This is a genomic window from Paenibacillus sp. CECT 9249 (genome assembly GCF_918697855.1).
GTDB lineage: Bacteria > Bacillota > Bacilli > Paenibacillales > Paenibacillaceae > MSJ-34.
The window spans coordinates 256342-282379 of record NZ_CAKKLI010000002.1; the positions used below are offsets into that span (position 1 = coordinate 256342).

General features: G+C 52.2%; 21 protein-coding genes. 5 read left to right on the top strand and 16 right to left on the bottom strand.

What is annotated here, in order from left to right; translation table 11 throughout:
- Positions 1-125: 125 nt before the first annotated feature.
- From LQ229_RS03105 to LQ229_RS03135, 7 genes are all read right to left on the bottom strand, one after another.
- Entirely contained in the window at positions 126-2429 is a 2304-nt protein-coding gene (locus LQ229_RS03105) for a DUF4962 domain-containing protein (RefSeq protein ID WP_230190932.1), read from the bottom strand.
- A 26-nt stretch (positions 2430-2455) separates the two neighbouring features.
- The gene (locus LQ229_RS03110) at positions 2456-3226 is read right to left on the bottom strand and encodes a glucose 1-dehydrogenase (RefSeq protein ID WP_216537393.1); all 771 of its coding nucleotides are present in this window, start codon (positions 3224-3226) and stop codon (positions 2456-2458) included.
- Positions 3213-5078, bottom strand: a complete 1866-nt coding sequence (locus tag LQ229_RS03115; RefSeq protein WP_230190933.1) for a histidine kinase — start codon at positions 5076-5078, stop codon at positions 3213-3215. Before LQ229_RS03115 ends, LQ229_RS03110 begins: the two co-directional genes overlap by 14 nt.
- A complete protein-coding gene (locus LQ229_RS03120; RefSeq protein ID WP_230190934.1) occupies positions 5078-6118 on the bottom strand; it encodes a response regulator in 1041 nt (346 codons plus the stop codon). Before LQ229_RS03120 ends, LQ229_RS03115 begins: the two co-directional genes overlap by 1 nt.
- A gap of 33 nt (positions 6119-6151) precedes the next feature.
- Positions 6152-7741, bottom strand: coding sequence for an extracellular solute-binding protein (locus LQ229_RS03125; RefSeq protein WP_216537390.1), 1590 nt, complete (start codon positions 7739-7741; stop codon positions 6152-6154).
- A 111-nt stretch (positions 7742-7852) separates the two neighbouring features.
- Positions 7853-8734 carry a carbohydrate ABC transporter permease gene (locus tag LQ229_RS03130; protein WP_216537389.1) on the bottom strand — a complete coding sequence of 294 codons (882 nt, stop codon included), beginning with the start codon at positions 8732-8734 and terminating at the stop codon, positions 7853-7855.
- A gap of 13 nt (positions 8735-8747) precedes the next feature.
- A complete protein-coding gene (locus LQ229_RS03135; RefSeq protein WP_230190982.1) occupies positions 8748-9671 on the bottom strand; it encodes an ABC transporter permease subunit in 924 nt (307 codons plus the stop codon).
- Between the two features lie 248 nt (positions 9672-9919).
- On the opposite strand from LQ229_RS03135, the gene LQ229_RS03140 reads away from it, so the two are divergent.
- The gene (locus tag LQ229_RS03140; RefSeq protein ID WP_230190935.1) at positions 9920-10840 is read left to right on the top strand and encodes a polysaccharide deacetylase family protein; all 921 of its coding nucleotides are present in this window, start codon (positions 9920-9922) and stop codon (positions 10838-10840) included.
- Between the two features lie 115 nt (positions 10841-10955).
- Positions 10956-11087: a hypothetical protein gene (locus LQ229_RS27080; RefSeq protein ID WP_290370010.1), complete on the top strand. Its 132-nt coding sequence runs from the start codon at positions 10956-10958 to the stop codon at positions 11085-11087.
- Between the two features lie 684 nt (positions 11088-11771).
- Here the strand turns inward: LQ229_RS27080 and LQ229_RS03145 are convergent.
- The 3 genes from LQ229_RS03145 to LQ229_RS03155 form a co-directional block, all read right to left on the bottom strand.
- Positions 11772-12038, bottom strand: a complete 267-nt coding sequence (locus LQ229_RS03145) for a sulfatase/phosphatase domain-containing protein (RefSeq protein ID WP_216537386.1) — start codon at positions 12036-12038, stop codon at positions 11772-11774.
- 159 nt (positions 12039-12197) lie between these two features.
- Entirely contained in the window at positions 12198-13475 is a 1278-nt protein-coding gene (locus LQ229_RS03150; RefSeq protein ID WP_216537385.1) for a hypothetical protein, read from the bottom strand.
- A gap of 156 nt (positions 13476-13631) precedes the next feature.
- A complete protein-coding gene (locus LQ229_RS03155) occupies positions 13632-15101 on the bottom strand; it encodes an extracellular solute-binding protein (protein ID WP_230190936.1) in 1470 nt (489 codons plus the stop codon).
- Between the two features lie 335 nt (positions 15102-15436).
- On the opposite strand from LQ229_RS03155, the gene LQ229_RS03160 reads away from it, so the two are divergent.
- The 3 genes from LQ229_RS03160 to LQ229_RS03170 all read left to right on the top strand — a co-directional run bounded on the left by LQ229_RS03160 (position 15437) and on the right by LQ229_RS03170 (position 18396).
- A complete protein-coding gene (locus LQ229_RS03160) occupies positions 15437-16153 on the top strand; it encodes a response regulator transcription factor (protein ID WP_230190937.1) in 717 nt (238 codons plus the stop codon).
- Complete coding sequence (locus tag LQ229_RS03165) at positions 16150-17535, top strand: HAMP domain-containing sensor histidine kinase (protein WP_230190938.1); 1386 nt, start codon at positions 16150-16152, stop codon at positions 17533-17535. The genes LQ229_RS03160 and LQ229_RS03165 overlap by 4 nt, the downstream gene beginning before the upstream one ends.
- A gap of 153 nt (positions 17536-17688) precedes the next feature.
- Positions 17689-18396, top strand: a complete 708-nt coding sequence (locus tag LQ229_RS03170) for a queuosine precursor transporter (RefSeq protein ID WP_216537381.1) — start codon at positions 17689-17691, stop codon at positions 18394-18396.
- A 43-nt stretch (positions 18397-18439) separates the two neighbouring features.
- Here the strand turns inward: LQ229_RS03170 and LQ229_RS03175 are convergent, their stop codons facing one another.
- The 6 genes from LQ229_RS03175 to LQ229_RS03200 form a co-directional block, all read right to left on the bottom strand.
- The gene (locus LQ229_RS03175) at positions 18440-20035 is read right to left on the bottom strand and encodes an FAD-dependent oxidoreductase (RefSeq protein WP_230190939.1); all 1596 of its coding nucleotides are present in this window, start codon (positions 20033-20035) and stop codon (positions 18440-18442) included.
- A gap of 80 nt (positions 20036-20115) precedes the next feature.
- Positions 20116-20817, bottom strand: coding sequence for an N-acetylmannosamine-6-phosphate 2-epimerase (locus LQ229_RS03180; protein ID WP_216537379.1), 702 nt, complete (start codon positions 20815-20817; stop codon positions 20116-20118).
- A gap of 97 nt (positions 20818-20914) precedes the next feature.
- Positions 20915-22468, bottom strand: coding sequence for a DUF4127 family protein (locus tag LQ229_RS03185; protein WP_216537378.1), 1554 nt, complete (start codon positions 22466-22468; stop codon positions 20915-20917).
- A 13-nt stretch (positions 22469-22481) separates the two neighbouring features.
- Positions 22482-24158, bottom strand: a complete 1677-nt coding sequence (locus LQ229_RS03190; protein ID WP_230190983.1) for a protein O-GlcNAcase — start codon at positions 24156-24158, stop codon at positions 22482-22484.
- Positions 24159-24211: 53 nt separating this feature from the next.
- Positions 24212-25042 (bottom strand): carbohydrate ABC transporter permease, encoded by an 831-nt coding sequence (locus LQ229_RS03195; RefSeq protein ID WP_230190940.1) that lies wholly within the window; start codon positions 25040-25042, stop codon positions 24212-24214.
- A gap of 57 nt (positions 25043-25099) precedes the next feature.
- Positions 25100-25999 (bottom strand): sugar ABC transporter permease, encoded by a 900-nt coding sequence (locus tag LQ229_RS03200; protein WP_216537375.1) that lies wholly within the window; start codon positions 25997-25999, stop codon positions 25100-25102.
- Between the last annotated feature and the right edge of the window lie 39 nt (positions 26000-26038).

A 26038-nucleotide genomic window follows, 5' to 3' on the forward strand; every position in this document is an offset into this window, starting at 1 on the left:
AAGATGTTGGAAAAAGCGCCTGAGGAGGCGCTTTTCAACTCATTACCAACTATTTTACAACATAATGCCGTCAATAGGTATGACAAAAAAATGATATAATACGTATTTTTTTAATTACCCGCCGTTCAAAACGCCTTCGCGATCTCGATCTTCTGCGTCGCTCCGTTATCCGTGCAATATAAATTGTAGCCGAACCCTTGATCGTCCACAAAATAAGACACATATTTGCCGCTCTCCGCCTTCCGCTTCGGCACGAGCAATGCCGCGATGCGGTGCGACCCCGCCTGCGGCGTCGTGGCGGTCAGATGCCAGTGGCGCGTAAGCCCCTCGATTTCCCGCGGATCCACCCCGACGAATTCATCCGTTTGCGACAGCGTCAAATCGCCCGACGAGCTGAATACGAACCGCCCCTCCATCGACGCCTTGCGGCCGTTAACTTGAAACGTCTGCCCTTTGACGTTCATTTCGTACAGCGTATGGAACAACCAGTTCACCCTTCCGGGCTCCGATAAATCGACGGAATCGACGACGACGAAATAACTGTTCCGCACGAAATAAATTTCACGCACATAACGTTTCATATACGGCACGTTTTCCATATACGCGTTCGTTGCGTTCATCCGCACATAGCTGTACGTTTTCTCGCGCCTTACCTCTTCAACCCGGCCCGAGGCCGCCATATTAAGCGCCTTGTCGATATCGCCGAACTGTCCTTTCCCATCGATCAGAATGCTGTTCTTGGAAACCGTCTGTCTGCGCCAGCGCAAATGCATCGAGCTGTTGAAAGCGACATAATAACCGGTTTCGACCGCAAGCGGTTCGCCGTAGGCGTGAATATGAAAGGCCCCCTGGTCCGCATGGCTATGGCTTACGGAGCCGTATTCGCTCGCTTTCGTCAACAGCATGATTTGCTCGTCCGGATCTTCCATCCGATGATGCATAGCGACCCAGCCGACATCGCGGAACCATTTGACCGGTTCGGCATCCTTCGGTTCCACGGCCTCGACAGCCGGATAATCGTGCAAATACAGCAAATCGTCAAACCGGAAGTCCCACCAGCCGTAATTATAAAATTTCGAATCCGCATCCGTATCGAGATCCTTGACCTTCTCGTAATACCATTGATACCAGCCGTTGCCCGTGACGCCCGCATATTGGCGGATATTATATCCGACTTTCGTGCTGATCGCTTCGCCGAGCGTAGAATTGTCGCCGAACGACGTGCGCGTCGACGTATTCGGATTGTAGCAATATAGCGGAAAGTCGCCTGTCTTCCGGAAGAAAGGCCGGTCGTACAGCGAAAGTCCGGTATACTTCTTCATCAACTCGATCGCTTCGAGCAGCGCCGCCATGCCTGTCGTCCAGTAATGCGGCCCTTCGGCCCATCCGCCGTCCGCGCCGCCCCATGGCGTATACAATGTCCAGTAATATTCCATCGTATAATCCAGCCACTCCCGCGCTTGCGGTTCTTCATGCAGCATGGCGATGCTGCATGGCACAAGCACGGAGGACAGCGATCGAACCGCGTGGCTGTCATAAGGCACTTGATGGATTTTGGAGCGCTCGATTACGTGGACGGCGACCTGCTGCGTGCGGCGCAGCAATTGGCCCCGAACCGCATCGCGCTCTTCCTCCGACAATTCGCCGTACAACCAATCGTATCCCCATGCGAGCGCGCCGGCGATCCGAAAGGCGGCTTCGTCGTTGTAATCCCGGCTCGTCGCCCCGTCGGCATCCCATGCCGCGACGTGCAGCAGCCACGCTTTCGCTTTGCCGAGCAGCGCCTCGTCTTCCAGAATGACGCCCGCCATACTGAGATGGCGAATCGCATAGAGCGCTTCCTGGCAGGCAATATACATGCTTCTCCATAACGGCGCCGTCCGCTGATTGTTCGGATAAGGCTGCGGCGCGGGGATCGGTTCGCGCGCCGTCCAAGGCAGCACCGATTTCTCGTAGAACGGCTGCCAGCCGGAGCCAATCGGATCCGCCTTCACTTTGGCCCGGAAGCGCGCCACCTCCTCGGCTCCTTGCAGCCATAAGCGGGGATGCTCCTCCTGCGCTTGCGCATAACGGTTCTCCCTTGCGGGCAGCGCCGTTGCAGGCAAGCCCTCCGGGACGACGAAGCGCCTCGCGACGCTCCATTCGGATTGCTGCTTGCCCCCGTCCCATAAAGCGTAGCGCCAATAATACGTCCCAGGCGCCAATACCCGGTCCGGCGTGTAAAAATTATATGGAATCGGAGCGAACGTAAGCGTCCGCTCCGCCTGAAATTGCCCGTCTTCGCTAATTTGCAGCACATAGCAGTCTTCCTCGAGCTGTGCGGGAATCCACGTAAATCGCGGCGGATTTTCGACAAGCCGGGTCGTTTCGTCCGGTTGATACTGAACGGTCAACAGACCGCTCTGCGGTTGATATAATGCTGTACCCATCTTATCCCTTCCCCTCGCAAGTCTGATTATCTCATCAATAAGCCGCCGTTCACTTCCAGCGTCTCGCCGGTAATATAGGCTGCCAGCGGCGAAACGAAGAACAGTACGGCATGGGCCACGTCTTGCGGCGTTCCTTCCCGTCCGAGCGGAATTTTGCCGATCGTCGCCGCTCTGGCCGCATCGGGCGTAAACGCGGCATGGAATCTCGTCTGCCCGATAAAACCCGGAGATACGGCATTCACGTTGATCCCGTGCGGCCCCGCTTCCTTGGCCAGCCCTTTCGTATAAGCGATCATTGCGCTTTTGCCCGCGGCGTATATCGTCGCTCCCGGTCCGCCTCCGTCGTGGGCGGCGACCGAAGCGATATTGACGATCCGCCCCCCGCCGCTCGCGATCATCCCCGGCAATACCGCCTTGCAGGCAAACACGCAAGATTTGAAATTGACGTCCATCACTTTCCCGTAATGCTCTTCCGTCATCTCTCCGTTCGGCACCCGGCGCACGAGATGGCCGGCGTTGTTCACCAATATATCGACCGATCGACCGAACGTCTGCCCGATCGCCGCGACCGTCGCTTCCAATTGTCCGGGCTGCGCCGCGTCGGCTTGAAACGACGCCGCTTCGCCGCCCGCCGCGCGAATGTCCGCGACCGCTTGCTCGGCTCCCTCGCGGTCCTGCAAGTAATTGACGGCTACTTTCGCGCCCGCCGCGGCGAGCGTCCGCGCAATCTCCAACCCGATCCCGCTGCTCGATCCGGTAACCAAGGCGATCCGCCCCGTTAAATCAATGTTCGTCATGTTCTTCCCCTCCGTATGTGCAAATCATGCTCTGTTCAAACGGCATCGACATGATCATTCTCGTCCCTTGCGAAAGCGCGCTTTCGACGGTTAAACCGTACTGCTCCCCATACACCATCTGAATGCGCCGATGCACGTTCATTAATCCGATGCCGCCTTGATGATAAATGGAATGCGAATCCGTCTCCGCGAGCTGGTTCAACTCCAGCTTGCGGCGGATTTGCTTCAGCTTCTCCTCCGGCATTCCTTCCCCGTTGTCTTCCACGATCACTTGAAAACGGTCGCCGGCAATCTCCGCTTGAATGCGGATGTAGTGATGCTCCTGAAGCCCTTGCGGAAAAGCGTGCAGAAACGCATTCTCGACGAGCGGCTGCAGCGTCAGCCGAACCATACGGTACAGCAGCAATTCCGACGGTACGCGAACGTCCAGCTCGAACGGCTTCTGGCTTCGGTACTGCAAAATCGTCATATAGTTCAAGACATGCTTCAATTCATTGACGACGGATATATCCTGCAAATTCGTTTGGATGGCATAGCGCAGCATGAAGGCCATCGCTTCCACCATTTCCATAATTTCTTCCGAGTCCTGCACCACCGCATAACATTTGATCGCCTCGAGCGTGTTGTACAGAAAATGCGGATTGATCTGCAACTGCAGCGCTTGGAATTCCGCTTTATGCCGTTCCAGTTCGATTCGCTGCACTTCGAGCTGCGACCGTTTCGAATCGAGTTCCGCTTCGTATACCCGTTCGATCATTTCGGACAAGCGCGTCACCATCAAGTTATAGCTGCGGATCATATATCCGGTCTCGTCCTGATTGCGAATTTCCTGAATTTGCATCCAATTGCCCTTTTCCGTCTCGCGCATCGCTTTCGTCAACAATTGAATCGGCCTGACGATCGAACGGCCGAAACGGATGGAAATCCACAATGCAAGTAAAAACGTCAATGCCGCCACAATGACGATCGTCCTTTGAATATGATGGATCGGCTCCCGCAATTCGCGGACAGGCACCGAAATGACCAGCCGCCAATTCGCGGACTCCAGCTTCTGCGCCACATACATCCGTTTTTCGCCGTCGCCGACCGAGCTCATGAATGAAAGTTTATTGCCGCCGAGCAGCTTTTGTTTCAAACGCTCATCCAATAAATCCGCTTCCGGGACCTCCTTCGGCTTATCGATAAACGCGCCGGAATCGTCGATAATGAACGAATATCCGCCGCTCCCGAGATCCATATTGCCCCACAGCTTCGAGATTTCGTCGGTGTTCAATTCCAAGGCCAATATGCCGTGCGGATCATGCGATAGCAAGCCTCTCACCCTTCTGGCCAACGTAATCCAATGGTCGCCTTCCTCGTGGGATAATTTCGTGTTCATAATTTCGTACCCGCCGCTGGCCGGCAGCTTCTCGTCGAGCAGCGCGTACCATTCCATCGGATCGTATTCGTTCGCATCGATTTGGCGCACATGATGGGTGATGAGCGCCCTCCCCTTATCGCCGATCAAGGCGATCAAGTTCACTTGCGGATAAAGCGTGAACGTCCGGTCGAACACTCTTTTCTCGATCTGATTCTTAAAAAAATAATAGTCGTAACTATTGTCCGGCTCCATATCGACGAATTTCATGACATCGGAATCGGACAAGATCGATTTGCTCGCCTTCTCGTACGTTTGCAAATACAGGTCCGTATGATATACGGCGCTGTTAATCATTTGGGACATATACCGTTCCGATTGGCGCTCCAACTGGGCGGTCGATTGCGTGAACGTAACGGCGCCGATAATCGACAGCGACAGCAGAATGACGATTAGAAAGTAGACGTACAGCTTGCGCGAAATGCTGCCCCTCATTATTGAATTCCTAACTTTTTCAAGCGGTATTCGGACGGGGAGAGCCCCTCCATTTTTTTGAACATCTTCGTGAAATGCGAATGATCGGCGTATCCGACTTCATACGAAATGTCCGTAATTCGGATATGCTGCATGCCAAGCATTTTCTTCGCCTGGTTCATCCGGCAGCGAATCCGATATTGGATGAACGTCTCTCCCGTCATCTGCTTGAACAGCAAACTGAAATAATTCGGATGAATCCCGAGCATATCCGCGACTTCTTCCAGCGAAACCTCGCTGCGCAAATTTTGCTCGATATATAGCTTCGCTTCTTCGACCGGATCCTTCACTTTCCCTTTGCGCATCTTCTCCAAATTGCGGAAGGTTTCGCTAATATGATCGCGAAACCTCTTGCAGGCGGCTTCCGCCGAACAATCCTGCCGCAGCTGCAACGGGACGACAGCGATATTGACGCTTCTGGCTTTCAACTTCTTCATGAGCAGATGATCGAACTGTTCGACCAGTTCCACATATTGCGCTCGCTGCAACTGGTAGCCTTCAATTTCTTGCTCCCATTCGTCCAGCAACCGCTCCAACGTATCTTTCTCCAAGAAATAAACGGCCTGCTCGAACTGCTCGAGCCACCGATCCATTTTCGCGATCGACAAGTAGCCCGACTGGCGGCGCTTGGACTTGCCTTTGGCCAGTTTGGCCAGCAGTTCGTGCAATTGCCCTTTGGATACCGGCTTGAGCAAATATTCCTTGACGCCGTAACCGACGCATTGGCGGGCATATTCGAAATCGCCGTAGCCGGAAATGACCACCGTCTGCACATCCGCGTCCATCTCCTGGATGCGCTTGCACAATTCCAGTCCGTCCATGACCGGCATCCGCACATCCGAGAATATAAAATCGGGCAGCTCCTCCTCCATCCTCTCCAACGCTTCCTGTCCGTTCGCTGCCATACGTATGGACGAAATCGGAAGCTCGGATTGTTGAATCAACACTTGCAAGCCTTTCAAGATGATCGGTTCGTCGTCAACAATAAGGATTCGATACATAGGAGGAGCTCCTTCCCGATGGATTAACAATAATTATCGGCGCGGCATCTTAACGCCTTGCTTGTTGTTGTATTTTTCGGTCGCTTCTTTAATCACGTCGTTTCCGCCCTTCGACTTCCATTCCTCGACCACTTTCGGCCAGTCGCTGATCTTCTCTTGGCCGTACACCATCTTGACCATATGCTGAACGATCAGAGGCGCCGCGGTATCGGAATTCGGCGTAATATCCGGATTTTTCTTGAGCGCTTCCAGCCGCGGCTCGAAATCGATGCCGTCGCGCCCTTCATTCGCCAAGATGTTGTCGTATACGTCGATCAGCTTGCGGCCTTCTTCCGTCAAACTGAGCGCGCCTTTGTTGTAGGTCGTATCTTGAACCATCCATAAAAACGCCTGTCTGTAACGTTCTTCGTCTACCGCTTGCGTTTCCGTCGGGGCGGTATATTTGATTTCCCCGTTGTCGACCGTGTACGTCTCGCCTTCTACGCCAAACGTGAAAAACTTCTCCGCTTCTTCGGAAACCATCCAGTCGAAAAATTGAATGATTTTTTCCGGTTCCTTGTAATTTTTGTTAATAAAATAGGAGCGGTTGACGCTGCCGTACAAGTAATATCCGCCTTTGCCGTCAGGCCCGACGGGGGAAGAGATGATTTCCAGTTCCGCTTCCGGCGCGTTCTGCTTGAGCTGCGCTTCCCACTGCAGCAGTTCGTTGGCGTTCATCGACCATATGCCGGCTTTGCCGGATAGAATGGTATTCTTGAACGTCGTCGGATTAATCGTGGCGAATTCTTTATTGATCAAGCCCTCGTCATACATCGTTTTGTAAACTTCAAGCGCTTTCATCATTTTGTCGCTATCGGCGAATTTCGGCAAGATTTGGCCGTCTACCAGCTCGAATTGGCTTAAATACGGGAACGCGTCGAAAGCGCCGAAGAACGTATCCGCATATTTGAAATCTTGACGTCCCATATACGGATTCTCTACCCCTATTTTCTTAAATTCGCGAAGCACATTCAAGTACTCATCCACTGTTTTCGGCACCGGAAGTCCCGTTTGATCCAGCAAATCTTTGCGAATCCATGTCGCGCGGCGCGAAGGGTTGGACAACCATTCCGGAATGCCGTAGATTTTACCGTCATACGTCATCTGGTTCCAGGCGTCTTGCGGAATGACCTTCAACAAATTTTGCCCATGCTCTTTCAGCAAATCGTCCAACGGCATGAATACGCCCGCTTCGACCGAACCGGCCATTTCTTTGCCGGTCACGCCGCCTTGCCCTTGCACGACATCGGGAATATCGTTCGTCGCGAACATTTGCACCATTTTTTGCTCGTATTCTTTATGCGGCACCAATTGAATGTCCAAATCCACATTCGTCAGTTCTTCCAGTCTCTTGACCCATTTGTCTTCGTTAATATTCGGCGAGTTCTCCACATGTCCAAAGGCTAACGTACGCATGGAAATCGAAAACTTCGTCGGTTCGGCAGGTTTATTGTCCGTCTCCTGCGGGGCGGGTTCCCCTCCCCCGGTTTCATTCCGAGTCTCGCCCGCCTTATCCGAGCCGCAGCCAAGCAGCATGCCAAGCGTCAAAATCGTTACTAACGCGATGCCAATCCATTTTTTCATCGTAGTCCCCCTTTTCCCAAATTAGAAAAAATATACCTTTAAAGGTGATTTGATTATAAAGCGCTTTCAGCCGTTACAAAATGGAATGAATTAATGTGCGCTGGTGTTTTGTTAAGATTTGATCGAGCCGATCATCATTCCTTTGACGAAATGCCGCTGTAAAAACGGATAGATGAGCACGATCGGGAGCGTTGCGACAATAATCGCCGCCATCTTGATCCCTTCCGGCGAAGTATGCACCAAATCGCTGAATTGCGATGCCGACGGGTCGATGCTGATATCGTCCGTTTCGAACATTTTTTTCAATTTGACCTGCAGCGGCCACCATTGAGGCTTGTTTATATAGTATAGGGCATTCATGTATGCGTTCCAATGGCTTACGGCATAGAAAATCCCGAGCGACGCCATGACAGGTTTGGACAACGGCACGACGATGCTGGAGATGATCCGCATTTCGCCGCATCCGTCGATGCGCGACGAATCGATCAATTCGGCGGGAAGCTGCGCGAAGAACGACCGCATCACGAAAAAATTGAATGCGCTGATCGCGCCGGGCAATATTAACGCCCACGGCGAGTTCATTAAATTCAGCTCTTTGATCAAAATAAAATTCGGTATTAACGGGGCGCTGAAAATCATCGTAATAAGCACCATCATCGCGACGGCATTGCGTCCGACGAATTCCTGGCGCGATATCGGGTACGCGAGCGACGCGGTAGCCACCAAATTGACGAACGTACCGACGACGGTAACGAACACGGATACGCCGAACGCCCGCCAAATCGACGCATCGCTGAAGACGTATTGATAGTTGATCCATGTAAACTGTTTCGGCCAGAAGCTGACTTCTCCGCGTATGATCGCGTCGGAGGAGCTTAACGACTGCGCGATGACATTTAGAAACGGCAGGAACATCGTAAGGCCGATCAGGGTCAACAGAACCAGATTAAAAACATGAAACGTTCGCCGGCCCACGCTCACTTTGCGATTCATAGGATTTCCCCCTCTAATACAAGCTCTCTCCGGTTGTTTTCTTACTGAGAAAATTGCCGATCATGACAAGCGCAAGGCCGACGAGCGATTTGAATATGCCGACGGCGGTCGTGTAGCTGTATTGCTGCGACAGCAAACCGGCACGGTAAATGTAAGTGTCGAGAATTTCCCCGTTGTTCATGTTGAGCGCGTTCAAGAACACCCATACCCGTTCGAATCCGAAGTCGAGAAATTTGCCGATATGCAGCAAAAACAAGATCATGATCGTCGGCAACAACGACGGCACGGTAATGGACCAGGTCTGCTTCCACCTGCTCGCCCCGTCCATCTCCGCCGCCTCGTACAGATCGGGATTAATTCCGGCAAGGGCGGCCAAGTATATGATCGTGCCGTATCCGGCGTCGCGCCATATGCCCGATCCGATCAATACGCCGCGGATATAAGATTCTTCCCCGAGAAAATATATCGGTTCGATGCCGAACCAGGCGAGAAATTGGTTCAAAATACCGGTGGAAGGCGATAAGATGGCGACCGACATCCCCGCGATCACGACCCATGACAAGAAATGGGGCATATATACGATCGTTTGCAGGATGCGTTTATATACGACAAGCCGCAGTTCGTTGAGAAGAAGCGCCAGCACGATCGGAGCCGGGAACGCGATCAACAGATCGTATATGCCGATCAGGAGGGTGTTTTTCAAAATGCGCAAAAAATCGTAATGTTCGAACATCGTCCGGAAATGCTTCAACCCTACCCATTCGCTGCCGAAAAACCCTTTGAAAATGTTAAAGTCCTGGAAAGCGATCACCGATCCGAGCAGCGGGACGTACTTGAAGACAAGAAAATACAAAATGCCCGGAATCGCGATAAAATAGAGCGCCCTGTACTTCCACATAAATCGAAGCACGCTGTACTCGCCGCCCTTCCGCTTCATTCCCGCCGCGGCCTGAACAGAAGCTTTCATAACAGACCTCCTTTACGCCATAAGATGTGAATTCCTATCTACATCGTAAACGCTTTCTTCGGCTTCCTCCATGTCGTAGCTTTTTGTGGAATCGTGTTTTTTTAATGTTCGCCGAGCCGGGAAGTTGCTGAAACCGGGAATATCGCCCAACCGATGTATATTCCCGACCCTTCCAGTTCACATTACGAACATACGAAGTTCGATGGAGGTTATATCATTTGAAACGGATTGCACCCTATATTCAACTGACGATCGCCGCGCTCGTCATCGTTTCCTGCACGGCCCGGGCTCCTCAGGCGGAACAACCGGACCGGTCCATACATAGCGAAAACGCCGCGGAAACGAACGAGAGTTCGCTGGCAAACGGCGGAACCGCCGCGCGCGGAACGCAAATCGACCAAGCCGTTCCCCTCCCCGATCCCGCCGACCCGGCGAACGAACTCGCCGGCGGCTCGGAGACGACGGAGCGCGTCGTTCGACCAGCCGACAACGCCGAACTGCAGCGCAAGTTCCCGGAGACATTTTTCTTGCACGGCCCGGAGAAAGGAAACCGAATTGCGCTCACCTTCGACGACGGACCGGATATCCGCTTTACTCCGCAGGTTCTGGACATTCTACAAAAATACGATACGAAAGCCACGTTTTTTCTGTTAGGTTCGAGAGCGGACGGATTGCCGGAAATAACGCAGCGCATTCACCGAGAAGGCCATGCGATCGGAAGCCATACGTATTGGCACCCGAAGCTGGTCAAAGAAGGCGTGGAACGGATGAAGTGGGAATTGGCCGAGACCGATAAGGCGCTCAAGCGGACGGCGGGGATGAAGCCGCGAATGTTTCGCCCGCCTTATGGGGCTTTAACGGAAGAATTAATGACGGAACTGGTCAAAATGAAGTATAAAGTCATCGGCTGGAACGTCGACTCCCTCGATTGGAAGCAAATCGATTCCGCGACGATACAGGACATTGTGCTTAGCCAGCTTCGGCCCGGCTCGATCGTGCTCATGCATAGCGCCGGCAACTGGGACCAGGACCTCTCCGGCATGGTGCAGGCGCTTGACGCGCTCATCCCCCGGCTGCAGCAGGAAGGGTATACGTTTGTTACGGTGCCCGAGCTGCTGGGAATTCGGGAGAAAAGATAAAGGACGCTCTCCGAGGTGGGAAACCGTATCTGGGCTATAGGATAACGATCCGCAGCATCGACTTCCCCGAGTAAGGAAACGCCCTAGCTGGAAACGGATTTCGCCCAAGTTATCGTTGAACAGAAGGCGGCGCCGAGCCGCTTCGAAAGAAACCGGCGGCAGTCGAGCGGATCGAGCGGCTAAGCGGAACGAGCGGTTACGCGGATCGAGCGACTTGGGCGCTTCCCAATCCGAAGGCAACATGTAAGTTGTATTCTGTACAACATTACTGAACCGAAATGAGCTTCACGGACCGAATGGTTGTAGAATGTACAACATAAACACGTCATCGTCGCCGATTTTGCATATTAGGCGCCAGTATGCTGTATTTTTTACAACATCACTGCAAAATTTGCAGTTTTACCGCTCCTAATGTTGTATTTTTTGCAGGATAGAATCATTTCATAAAATACCGCAGCGGGTGGCGACCTCAGGCGGGCTAACGAAACATATACACGCTATTAGCCTGTAAATTACCTTGTTGCGCGTGTAAAGAAACTAGAACACGTTAATGAGGGGAAAAAGGCGGTAAAACCGCCGATTTCTAATAAATAGCGATACGTACTTTCGTTAGGATAGGAACGTCCTCATTTTGAGCCTAATAAGGATAACCAGTTTCGCTACCGCCAAACAAAGCGCTGCGCGAATCGCCTTGGAAACTATGTGAGACATCCCCTTCTAGGCAGAAGACTGCTTTATCCGAATACACACTCCGGCTCCGTCATGCGTCGAACCGACAGCGCGTTATACTGCTTCATTAAGCGGTTTCTTCCGCGCTTGCCGCTTGTCGTGAAGACACTTCATGCTTACCCGGATTTTCCGGTTACAAAAACAGGGGCCGCCCATTGGCATCTTCGATGACTAATGGGACAGCCCTCTCTGTCAAGAACGATTAATCGATTTGCTCCACAGGCTCGTCGAGAACTTCCCGCTGCAGCCGCGCAAGCTTCTGTTTCAACTGGCGGACGGTGTCCGCATAGTCGGGGTGCGAGTATACATTGTTCACTTCGTACGGGTCCTTCTCCAGATCGAACAGTTCCCACTCCGGCGGTCTGCAGCGAGAAAGCGTCACGATCGTTATAATCGCAATGACAGAGAATATGAAGACCATTCGAACGAACAAATTGCTGCCGATGCGCTTCCGGTATATTCCGCTCATGAACAAGGCAGTCACTCCCCGGCAACGGATGACCAATATACTCTAAAAATGTAGGCTTAGACGATGCCGGTGTCAACTGGAAATGTACTTCGGAGAGCTTCGGCCGCGCGGTCAACTACCTATAAACCGAGCATTAGGAACTAACACAACAATGACAGACTATTTCAGAACATACTTGGCAAGGCGATCCTTCGTGTCAATATAAAACGTATTCGCATCATGAAAGCGTACATCCGCCTGGTTAAAAAGGGCGTCATCAATCACGAGCGAATTCATGATCCCCAGTGTACGAGAGTCCAGGACATAATAGATCGCCTTCTTAGGTTCGGGTTCGGATGCGAAATACCACGGTTCTTTTTCCTCTACTGCTCCAAAGACGAAGGTCTGATCGTCTAACCTTTGCAATTTGCCCTGTCCCGGCAATTCCGAAAACGTCTTCTCCGCGATCAGTTTGTTGTTTGTGTCATACAAGCTAAGTTTATTTTTTTCCTGAATCACAAAGTTGTTGCCGACAGACACGAACAAGGAGTCGTAAATGGTTCTCGCGTACATCGTTCCGGTTTCAGTCACTTGCGACGGTTTTGGCAAGGTCCTGCTCCATTTTTTCTGCCCGTCGGGTGCGTAGCCGTTCAGGGTCTCTACGCCGGTCTTCGCATTGTATATGGGAACGAGAAGAGTTCCGCCGCTTAGCACGTCGAAGTCGGCATATACGTTACTGATATAATCCTGCGGTTGTGCAACCGTCACGATTTTCTTGCCGGAAGATATGGAATAGATATCGATCGTTGTTGTACTGTTCGGCGCTTTTAAGTTTCGTACTCCTATGTAATTTCCCTGAATATGTCGAATTTCCCCGTCAAACTTCCTTGCAACGAGCAGTTTGCCTTCCTTCGAGTATAGGGTAACCGTGACGTTCTCCCTGGAAAAAGTAACGACCGCGATGCGTCCGTCGTCAAGCACGTTGTAATTGAATGAGTTGTCAAACGTCTTCACCCAGCGTTGCTTATTATTTGCATCCAGGGCGACCAACTTGTAGATCATCCGGTTTCCGGACTTTTCTTCATCTTGGTAGTAAACGTTGCCGAATCGATCCATATCAAACGGATTGTACTTAAAAGGGGAAGCATGCACCCATTTCTGCCGCCCATTGTCGTCGTCCAAAGCAAGTAATTTGTACTTGCCTGTTGATAGACCCGACTGGTACAGGAATGTAAATGCAGTTCGGGAATCGGAGTTTACGACGGGAAGAGGCCTTTGTCCCGTGAAATAAAGGTTCTTATAATATTCGTCCGTTGTCGTATTGGCCGGTACGGCGGCTGTCCACACCGGTTCAGGGAGGGTTGTAAATTCGGTGGCGGACACAGTTTTACAGGTCAAGGAAATTGCGAGGAATGCGGTTAACAAGAATGGCAAAGCGCGTTTAGCGATCGGTATCATGGAACAAATTTCCTCCTGTCTAAGTAAATCTGGCTACTCAATTTCCTTAGTATAACGCGAATTCCGTTTTTAAGTAACATGATACGCAAAAAATCCCAGGCTATAAAATAGGTTGCACGAAGCCGCCTATTCAAAGCCAGGGATTTACACAAATCTTTAGTTTGCCGGCCGCGGCATAATAAACACCTCATTCGCGTCGCCGCCTTGGTTCCCCTTATTGTCCTTTTGCACTTTCAATGCTTGATCCAAAGCCGCTTGCCCTTTCTCCTGAATCGTCTTAAGCGCTTCGTCGAGCGACTTCTTGTTCTCTTGAACCAGAGCAATCTCTTCGCTCATCAAGGATTGGAACTGCCCGCGGAATTCCGTCGGAACTTTACGCGAATTCATATCGTTCCGGTTCAGCTTCGGTTTCAAAGCGTAGAACACATCCAGGCTCTGCCCGTTATCGTCTTTCATAAACCCCATCCTTGACATCAAATCGCCGTTCATCGATCTCGATTTCACTCGGGCGTAATCTTCGCCGTTCACGAATTTCAGAAATTCCCACGCGATATCTTGATTCGCCGATTGGGCGTGAATGGCAAAAATTTCGTTGATGCCGGCATTTCGGGTCGTCGAAGGATCGGCCGGATCTACAGGCCCGGACACCATTCCAAGCTCAAACGGTTTGTAATCTTTGATTGCGGTTTTCGCTTGCTTCAACATTTGCAGCGTAAACGGATCGCCTACCATCATCGCCGCCCGTCCCATAAGGAAAGGTTGGCTTCGATAGAATTGCTCGATCGTTCCGCCCATAAAACCGCCATCCTTCGGGCTATAGACCACTCCCGCGCTGCTGGCTTGAATAGCAAGTTCATAGACCCTTTTCCAGGAATCGGTGTCGACCGTCACTTTCATCGTTGCCGGATTGACGTACATCAGATCTTCGGAGCTCGCAATTTTATTAATCAAATAGTCCACGGATGCCGAATAGTCATTGCCGAACCCGTATACCCGCGACTCCTCGTCCCCATCCGCCGGAAACCGGCGCGCCAAGTCCAATATTTCCTGCCAGGTCATTTGGTCATGCGGCGGTTCTACCCCATACTTCCGGAACAACTCCCGATTGTAGAAAACCGCGTTCCCGTAAAAGGTGGGGGCAAGTCCGTACAGCTTGCTTCCGCCCAATTCCTTTAACATATCGAGCAACCCCGGATAAATTCCTTCTACAGAATATTGATCCTTCTTAAGGAGCGGATCCAATTCCAGAAGCTTGCCATCGTTAATATATTCCGCAAAAGTGCCCGGGTCTAACAACAACACATCCGGCTTCTCTTTTTCCACGAGTTCGTTAAACGCTTCTTCGTATGTTTTGTCTTCCAAATTGTTGTTCAAGCCTTGAGTGCTTACCACCTCGAGTTCGACATTCTTGTTCTCCATGCTGAATAAGTCGCCATATTGCTGATAAAATGCGCTTTCGTTGAAATAAAGAACTTTAAGCGTCGATTGGGCCTCTTCAACCGGCTTCCGGCCGGCGCCGCCCGCGCATCCCGCCGCAAGCAAACAACATAGAACCGTCAATACTGCCTTGTTTACAAACTTCCCTTTCATTCCTGCCCCCACAGCGATTTTTTTTATCTCGAACACTCCTTTTCGGTTATAGAGAATCTATTACTAGTGCGTGTTCAAAAAGTCGACTTTTCAGCACCGAGAAGGTTGCGAGAACCCGAAGAAGGAGGAGCGGAGTGTAGGCAAAACCTACATGAGCACCGGACTTCGAGGGTGAACGCAAGATTCGATGTCGAGTTCGCTCCCAGCTCATCTTCGTGATCAAAAGGGGGCTTTTTGAACAACCTCTACTAGCTAGTGTACGAAACGCCGATGGCAGAACATTGGCCCATTTGTGGAAAAACGATGGCAAAATCCCACGTCCCGCTTGCGGACTGTTATACTAAAGCTGATAATGATCAGGAGGTCGGAGCATGAATCAACCCTTTGTGATCGCCGTTGTCGACGATGATTCGAATATACGCCATTTGGTAGAGGCGTTTTTACAGAAGGAAAACTATCAAACCGTTGGACTGGAGACGGCCGAAGAAGCATGGGCTTTATGGAGGACGAATCCTCCGGACCTGTGGGTGCTGGATGTCATGCTTCCGGGGATGGACGGGTATGAGTTTTGCCGAAAAATCCGAAGCGAGGCCGAAGTTCCTATTATTATGATCTCGGCGCGGGATAATGAAGTGGATAAAATATTAGGCATTGAGTTAGGCGGCGACGATTATATGGTCAAGCCTTTCAGTCCGAGGGAGCTTGTGGCCCGAGTGAAGCGCCAGCTTCAGCGCTGGTATAAAATGCGCGCGATGAGCGATGCGCTCTCCGGAGAACAAGCGTCCCGCAAGGTAGAGATCGGACCGCTTCAATTGCTGTTAGACGAACGGCGCGCGTTCTGGTCGGGGGAAGAAGTCGATTTAACGAGCAAGGAATTCGCATTGGTGACGGTATTCGCCGAGCATCCGAATCGGGCGTTCTCAAGAAACGAGCTGCTGACTTTCGTATGGGGGAACGACTACTTCGGCAGCGACCGGGCCGTGGATCATTTGATCAAGCGCACGCGCAAAAAGCTGCCCCATTTCCCGATCGAAGCGGTATGGGGACATGGCTATCGGATGCGGCAAGAGGAGCGTGAAAAGATATGAAATTAATCCATCAGATGAATATCGCCTTTGGCGTCTCATTAGTGCTCGTCTTATCGATTGCCGCCGTGATGATTCATTATGTGTTGATGAATCACTTTATTGAAACGCAGAAGGAAGAAATGAAAACGGTCAGCCAGTCCATGGCGGTTTCCATCGCCAAATTTTCCGATGTCGCTCCGATCCAAAGCGGAGATGCGCATGTCTTCGTTCCCGCAACGACCATACCGACGGAAGCGATCTTAACCGATCGGAACGGCAACATCGTGGAGCAAACCTTCGCATATAAAACCAAGCCTATCGAAGTAATGACAAGCGACACGGTCAAGATCCTGCAACGCCCGCAGAACGAATGGAACCAAGCGTACATCACCGAGATCGTCGCCGTCCCCGAAGGAACGCTGACATTGCGAACGCCTCTAAGCAAGATTCGGGAAATCGAACAAGTATTACTCGGGCGATTGTTGATCGTCTTTGGGTTCGGCGCGGCATTGATGTTTCTATTAAGCCTGCTCATTACGAAGAAGTTGATGCGTCCTCTAATGGATTTGAATGAAGAATTGAAAAAAGTGAAGCAACGGCGATTCTCCGATGTCAAATTCATACGTGCCGGAGGCGAGATCGGATCGGTGGCGCGAACCGTGTTCGATATGGCCGCGGAATTGCACCGCTTCAATCGGGTGCAGAAGCAATTTGTGCAAAATGCGTCGCATGAGCTAAAGACCCCTCTCATGTCCATTGCGGGATATGCGGAAGGCATACGCGACGGCGTATTTGAAGGCGAGAGCATGCGCAAAGGGCTTGATATCATCATGGACGAGAGCGCCCGATTGACCAAGATCGTCACGGAAATGACGCTGCTTGCCAAGCTCGATAGCGAAGAGGACGTATATCGGACGGAACGTGTGGATTTGAAAGATTTGATCCGGGAAACGATGGAGCGAATGAATCCGCTGCTTGTGCAAAAAGGTCTTGTGATGCACCCTCAGACGGAGGAAGACGGGCCAGTCTATGTCGCCGCTGACCGGGATAAGCTGCTGCAGGCGCTGCTGAATGTCGTATCCAACGCCGCGCGTTATGCCGCCAAAAATATCTATATCCGATTAAGCCGCGATCAGGAGGGATGGGTCAGGCTTGCTGTCGCCGATGACGGCCAAGGCTTCGACGAAACGATATTGCCTTATCTGTTCCATCGCTTCGTGAAAGGGAAAGACGGCGAGTCCGGGCTCGGATTGGCTATTTCGCGGGCGATCGTCGAACGGTCCAACGGCGAGATTGCCGCGCGCAACAATACCGGCGGCGGGGCTGTCATCACGATGACGTTCCCGCCTGGCCATATGCCGCTCAAGAAGGCGGGTTTCCCCTTGAAATACCGTTCCGCTTGACAGGTTCTAGACCGGAAATTTCTGTTTACAGCAAGGTAATTCTTTTCATTTGCGCCCGCCTGTGATACATTAATGAAATGCGCTTGGATTCGTGCCAAGCGCCGCGGTTCGTAACCATCCCGCGTTATCAAAACTAAGGAGGCTTTATTCGTCATGTTCAATTTTATTTGGGGTGTGGGGTTTGTCGTCGTCAACTTCGCATTGTTCCTCGCCTGCTACCGCTTGTTCGGCAAGCAAGGCTTGTACGCCTGGGTCGGCTTCGCAACGGTGATCGCCAACATTCAAGTAGCGAAAACCATTGAAATGTTCGGCATCGTCATGACGCTCGGCAATACGATGTACGGGACGATTTATATGACGAGCGACTTGCTGAACGAGAAATACGGCGAGAAGGATGCGAAGAAGGCGGTATGGTTCGGCTTCTTCACGCTGATCGCTACGACGATTATTATGCAAATGGCTTTGGTGTTCGTGCCGCAGGAAACGGACATTGCCCAATCTTCGCTGCAAACGATCTTCGGCCTCATGCCGCGGCTTGCAATCGGCAGCCTGGCAGCGTACTTCTGCAGCCAATTCCTTGACGTTCGCATTTACTCATTCTTGAAAAAGGTGACGCCGAAACGCAATCAATTATGGATTCGCAACAACGGCAGCACTTTGATCAGCCAACTGGTCGACTCGCTGATCTTCTGCGCGATCGCCTTCGCGGGCCTTTACACGCTCGACGTATGGCTGGAAATTTTGATCACAACCTATGTCGCCAAATCGGTTGTCTCCATCGCTTCGACGCCGGCGCTCTACATCGCGCGCAGTTTTACATTCGGCGCCAAGAAGCAGGAGCGCAATTTGGCAGGCAATTAATATAACGAAACCGCCGCGATGCCAGCGGCGGTTTTTCGTTGCATTAAAGTTCGAGATCGTCCGGCCAATGAATTTGGACCCCTTGCCGTTGCAGCAGCGCCTGATAAGCGCGAAGATGCTCCCGATCGGCGCGCACTTCGTGCGGCGTCACTTTATTCCGCAACGCATAGGCCGCCAAATAACCGACCGACTCCCCGATATTCCATTCCGTGGGGTGGAGACGATAGCAGCCGTTCGTAATTTGAGTGGTGCCGATATTTTTACAAGCCGGCAGCAAATTTTTCATCCGAATCGGCAGGAGCGCCCCGAGCGGAATTTCGTACGGATAGTTCGGAATATAGAACGTCCGGTTCGTGACGGTCGTCAAATGGACGTCCAGATGATAGCTGCCGACCCCGACGCTGTCGTCGTAACGGCATATCCCTTGCGCCCCGCGTATTTCTTTGCTGACATCCCGCTCCGTGATCGTATAAACGGCCTTGATCCGCCGCGATTCGCGAATATACGGGTATTTCGCCAGCCCGTCCTCGGTGCCAAGCACGTCTGTGCGCAGCCGGATGCCCGGGTACCCTCGCCCCCCGTCCGGGCGGGGCGTTTCGGTCTGGAGCCAGTAGACGAGCGAAAGGCTCAACTGCTTGGCATTGGCCAAATGCTCCTGCCGCTCCGCTTCGGGGACGCCGATAATCGGGCCGAGAAAATAATCGTTCTGCGGCCAGTTGATCAATGTGATATCGCCCTCATATAACCCGGGCTCGAATAAGGCCGGGTCGACGATGCGGCGATACGTCCACAGCGGCAGCACCTCGCGTCCGGCGGCGTCTTTGCGCCCGTCGGGAAAGAGGCCGTATTCCTTCATCTGCGTCGTATCGTCCGTGTCGTTCGCATACCAGCTTAATAGCGGAAAATGGGTGTGCTTCGGCACGTATTGGCGCCAGAAATCATATTGCTCCGGCTTCTCGATCGTGAAATCACCGCCTTCCACGTAATCGAGCGCAAACACATGCGTGATCGATTGCATGTCGAGCGGATTCGCCTCTTCCAGCGCATGCGGTTCGCCCGTGTCGCGCTTGGATTCCGCTCCCGTTACATATTCCACGCCCGCTAGCGGCAGCACGTCCCCGCATTCGGTCGCATCGAGGAAATACTCTCCTCTTAACACAATTTCTTCGCCTGTGCTTGTATGCGTAATCGTGACGCTTTCCACCCGGTCTCCGTTCGCGGCGGCTGCAGTCGGCCTGAAATGATAGAATACCGTGATACGGCCGCTATTCACGTAAGGGGCCAACATATCCTCGATTACGCGCAACGCCACCTTCGGCTCATGGCATAGCCGGCTTACCCAGCCGTTGCCCGGATTAAGAAGCTCGTTGTTTCTCGCTTCCTCCGTCATCGGGTAGTTTTGTTTATAATACGCACGCACTCGGTTGCGAAACTCGCGATACGTTTGCGTGCAGCCGAATTTTTCGATCCATTGATGTTCATCCGGCGGAACCGCCTGGCTTGTCAGTTGGCCGCCCAGCCAATCCGTCTCTTCCGTCATGATCACGCGCACGCCCATTTTGGCTGCGGCCAATGCGGCCATACATCCGCCCAGGCCGCCTCCGAGGACGACGACGTCCGTCAATCGTTCGTTCTTCATGTCGCAAGCTCCTTTACCGGCGTCTCGGCGTTGCTGCCGCCGCCGAACGCCGCATCTATTTTTTTACAAGTTCAACGTCTTCAAATCCATTGTTTCATCGCTTTCCTGATTTCGGCCGCATACCTTTCGGTAATCAATTGGGGACGTGTAATGGCAGAACCGACGACGACGGCATGGGCTCCGATCATGAGCATTTGCGCCGCTTGCGACGGCGTATGAATTTTCCCTTCCGCAAAGACCGGAATCGTTAATCGCTCGGCCGCCTCCTTGACTAAGGCGTAATCGGGATCGGGCTGCTGCGGCGAATACGGCGTATAGCCGGATAATGTCGTCGAGACGCAGTCCACGCCCAGCGAAGCGGCATAGAGCCCTTCCTCCAACGTCGATATATCGGCCATCACTTTCTGGCCCCGTTCTTTCATATAAGCGATGAGCGATTCGAGCGTCTCCCCGTTCGGCCGGGGACGCCGGGTCGCATCCAGCGCAATCAGATCGACCCCCACTTCCATAAGTTGCCGAATCTCTTCCAGCGTTGGCGTAATATAAACGTCGCTATCCTGATAATCTCTTTTGATGATACCGATAATCGGCAAGTTCGTAACGCTCTTGATGGCGGCGATATCCTGCGAACCGTTGGCGCGAATGGCGACGGCGCCTCCGACGGCGGCCGATTTCGCCATTTTGGCCATCGTCTCCGCTCCGTAGAGAGGCTCATTCTCAAGTGCCTGACACGATACGATCAACCCTTTGCGAATGCGGTCGAACAGCGGCTGCTGGTTCATAGATATTCACCTCTTTCGGCTAACGTTTTATTCCCATACTTTTCGTTTATTTCATTCCCGCAAAACCATTGATGTCTGAAAAGATGCTTCCTCTTATTCATTTCTTCTCCTGCCCATTGCCTTTCTTTTTATTGCGCACATGCGTCTTCAAACCGACCTCGAACATCCGGCTCCAAGGCATATAGCAATCGTCTATAACGATCTCGTATTCGTCCTCGTCGTCTCGCAACCGGGTTTCGATAAAACGGTTCAGTTCCGCTTTAACCCGTTCGGCGACTTGTCCCCGCTGGCCGTCGACGGCGAAATAATCGTACCCCATACCAGGCAATACGCGATCGCATACGTCCCTGCGCACAAAGGCGCAATAGCCGCCGTCTTCGACATATCGCAGCGACAGAAAATCGCGGTGCTGCGGCGTATCGCCGTAAACCGCATAGATCATGCCTTGCGCGATGCAGGTCCCGAGCGTATTCGAGCTCGTATTCCAGCCTGCGTAGCCTGCCAGTTCGAATAGCAGTTTCTTATCGCGAAGCAACTGCAGCAGTTCCAGATCCGCTCCGTTGGAATAGGCGACATCCGCGATGACGCAAGGCTTGCCAAGCCGACGAACGATATCGTCGGCGATCTCGACCAGTTCGACAATGTTCCGATATACTTGATATCCCAAATGAGGCTGACCTTGGTTATTGGCTTCCATCATGCTCTCGCCGGGCGTGTTGATGCAAAGCGCCATATCCGCTTCGGCGAAGGAAGGCGTCATCAGCCCGCCGGCCGCCATAATTTGATATTTAACCGATTCGTACAACACACGGTCTTCATATAAAGGCGTAACAAACGGCCCCTGCACGCTGGAAAAATGAACGTGCACCCGCGGCTTGCGGCGCTCGAAATGATTGATCATGCGCGCAAGCAACGTGCAGCCCACTTCGTCGGCTCCCGGATACATATAAACGGATAATTGCTGCCGGCATTCCTTGACGCGTTCCCGGATCTCCTGCTGATCGACCGCGGTTAGGCCGTAAGGAGCCGAATCGTCCTGCGGAATGACCATAAAATCAACGGCACGATCTTTCACCAATTCGATCGCCCGCTTGTTCGCAGCCAAGTTGACGGCGCGGCGTTCGGTATAATCCTGCCATACGTCTTCGGGCAAAACCGCCTCGATCTGCCGCAGTTCGTGTTGTTCTTCCTCCGTCGCGATGCCAAGCTCGATTCGATGGCGAATATAGCCCCGTTTAAAAATTTCCTTGCCCCAATCTTCGTAATAATCGGGTTCTTCGTCGCTGCTGGAATACCGCGGGCAACGCATAATAAGTTGAAACGCGAACAGTTGCATGGACGGATTAATTCGTTTCAGCTTGCGAACGTTCTCCAGCCGCTCATCGCATTGTTCCGCCGTCATCCCGTGCAGCCGCGAAGGGATAATCCCGCCATACAACAATGTGTCCAAGGCCACAATAGCCCCGTCCGCATCGCGCGCCTGCTCGAATAACCACGCCCACAGCTTCTCGACGTCTCCCGGGCGTTTCTTGAGTCCCATCATGCTCAAGTCCGGACGTACGACGGTATACTCGGTTCCCGCGGCAAGCAGCGCCGGAAATTCGTAGTTGCACGGACGTTCGTCCAACGGAATGTATATGATTTTTTTCACGCTATATCATCCCCTATCCTTCGGTCGTCGGCTCCGGCTGCGGGCACAGTCCCCACCGTTCCGCCGCGCGCAGCGCGATATCGCTGCCAATCCGCGTTTGTTGTTCTTTGCTTCGAGCGATTTGTTCCGCCGCGGCGGCTTTCGCTTGTTCCGTTCCGCTCGCTAACGCTTCTCGAATGGCCCGCCACAGCCTTATATCGTGCTGCGCCCGCTCCAACCACGGCCCTGCCTCCGCCAGAAATTTCTCATTGTTCCACGCTTGCAATTGCTCGAGGACGGATGCCCATTGTTGATAATGCCGGTCCACAACCGCCACATCCCTCGTTTCGATCGCCCGCTCCAGCGCTTCGTCCCGGCCGAACCAGAGTCTGCCGTTATCGTTGTTCGCGCAGAAAAACGTCATGGCGTCGACAAGTTCCGGCGCAAACTCGTTGACGGCCAGGTTCCAGGAAACGTCGGGCTCGTATCGCTCGCTGTTCCACATGTAGTGCGACAAGGTGATCAGCGGAATTTTGGACAATTCCCACTGGTTCATCGGATTGGAAACAAAGCCGACGTGCCCGTGCTGCGCCAAGCGCGAATACCGGTTGCGCACCGGTCCCATAAAGATGCGGCCGCGATCCGCGTCGTTAACGGGAATGTTGTCCCATAGAATGAGATCATGCCCGTAGAAACGACGGTTGTCGCTCGCATGCTTGCGGTCGATGACGGGGGCGAACACGAAATATCCCGTCCAAAATACCAGTACGCTCGCATCCATCGTCTCCCGGATATCCTTTTTGTACTCGGTGTCCCAATACGACCAATATTCGGACGGGCACATCACCAGACGATAATGCGGCAGCGACTCTTGTAAAAATCGGTTTATTTCGTTCACCAAATAAGCATGCGCCAACCCGGGCCGTTCCAGAAAATGCGCGTTCTCTTCTTTCGGCACGTAATCGATATCGTCCATTAGTACGGCAAAATGCTTGACGCCGATATCCATCATCGCGCGCAGCTTGCGGAAAATACATTCGAAGTCCGCCGGGGAAGCGAATTTCATATCGTTGCCGGGACTGATGCAATAGTAAAAGTCGATATGCCGCTCGTCGCAATGCTGCTTCAAAGTGCGAATGTTAGCAAATTCCGCCTCCGGATACGGCTCTCGCCAAAGCTCCCGATGGTATCTATCGTCCTTCGGAGCGTACAGAAACGTATTCATGCGATGCCGTGCCATAAATTCAATCGAATCGAGCCGATCCGCAAAGGTCCACGGTTCGCCGTAAAATCCTTCGATGATGCCTCTTATGCGAAAGGAAGGTTCGTCGTGGATCGCGACAAGCGGCAGCCTTATGCTTCCGCCGCGCGATTCGGCGATGACGTCCAGCGCGTCGACGGCATACTGGATTCCCCGTTTGTTGCGGGCGGCGATGAGAATCCGTTCCTTCTCCACCTTGAGGACGTAACCGTCTTCCGCCAATTCGGGATCGTATTCGAAATCGAGATTGATATTGCCCAAGCCGAACCGCCGCTCTACAAATTCTTTGTGTTTGCTGACAATTTCGATCCGATCGGAATGAATGACCCCTTCGAATTGCTGATTCAAGGCATATTTCGACGACAGTTCGCAAATGAGTTTGTCGCCTTGAACCTCTATATACTCGCCGCAATGATAGTAATCGCGAAAATAATAATGGAAATCTCTCATCACGCTTGCAACCTCCTGACCGTCCTCGAGCTTATTCATCCTTTAACCCGCGCCTATCCTTTGACCGCGCCGGAAATGCCTTCCATGTAGTACCGCTGCGTAAACAGGAACACGATAATGATCGGCACGACCGAAATGACGGTTCCTGCGGCGATCCAACCGAAGTTGTAAGCGAATTGGCCGTTCAGAAAGCTGAGCGCAGACGCGATCGGATATTTTTTCGTATCGTTCAGCACGATCATCGGCCAGAGGAAGTTGTTCCACATTCCCATAAACTCCAATAAACCGATGACGGCAATCGCCGGTTTGACGATCGGCAACGCCAATTGAAACCAAATGCGGAACTCGCTGGCGCCGTCCACTTTGCCGGAATCGCGCAATTCGTGCGGCATGCCCATAAACGCCTGCCTCATTAGAAATACGTTGAATACGGTAATCGCCGAAGGAAGCACAACCGCGAGAAAACCGCCCATCAGTCCGAGCGCCTTCACCGTCAAGTAGTTGACGACCATCCCGGCCGCTGCGGGGATAATCATCGTCGCTACCAATAAGGTAAAGATCAGATCCCGGCCTTTAAAACGGAATACGGCGAGCGGATAGGCCGTCAAGCAGGAGAAAAAGATGTTCATGACGACGCCCATCACGGCAATCACGAGCGTATTCCATAAATATTGAGGGAAGTCCATGTATTTCCATACTTGAACGTAATTGTCGAAATCGACGAATGTCGGGAAAATCGCCGGCGGAAAGCTGAACACGTTCTTGCCGGGCATGAGCGATACGCTAAACAGCCATAGAAACGGCCCCATCATAAAAATGGCGAACAGAATCAAACATCCGTACAGCAGCGTTAATTTCGCGAAATTAAATGATTTTCTTTTCATATCACTCATCCATTAATAGAGGTTGTTCAAAAAGTCGCCAACTTTTTTGAACACGTATTAATATGGATTGACACCGCCTTTCCGGTTGAATCTGAAGATGATGATGCTGAGCGCGCCAATAATCACGCTGACGACCAAGCCGAGTGCCGAAGAGTAGCCGAAATTGAATTTTTGGAAACCTTGCTGATAAATATATAGACTGGACGTTAAGGTGGCGGTCCCCGGTCCTCCTTGCGTCAGGACGAATACTTCGTCGAAGACGCGAATCGCGGCCATTAACGAAATGAGCGAGCAGAAAAAGACATACGGTTTTAATAACGGAATCGTCACTTTACGGATCGATTGCCACCGGTTCGCGCCGTCGATCATCGCGGCCTCCGTCATATCCTTCGGAATGGATTGCAGTCCGGCCAAATAAATCATCATATAGTATCCGAGGCCCTTCCACATCGTGATGAACATCAGCGTCCACAGCGCCGTATGTTTGTCGGACAACCAGGTAATGCGCTCTTGCATCAATCCTACGCTCGTCAGCACGTAGTTCACGACTCCGTTCTGGTTCAGCAGCCATCCCCAAATGAGCGCTACCGCGACCATGGAAGTGACGACGGGAATGTAATAGGCGGTACGGAACAATTTAATTCCTCTCACATTGCTGTTGACCAAAATCGCCATAAGAATGGAGATAATCTGGATAAACGGTACGACGATCACATATAGCAGCGAGTTGACCAGCGACGTGATAAAGTTTTTATCCTGGAATGCTTTCACGAAATTATCGAATCCGACAAAATCGGTTTTGCCAATGACAGAGTAATTCGTTAGCGCCAGCGGGACGCTGTAAATAATCGGCCAAAAAACGAACAGGACCAGCAAAATCAAACCGGGCGCCATGAAAAACCAAGCGATAGAAGCTTCGGACTTGCCGAGCTTGGAAAAGATTGATGTTTTATTCATGAATGTAATCCACCGCCTTTAATAAGATCGGGCAGGACG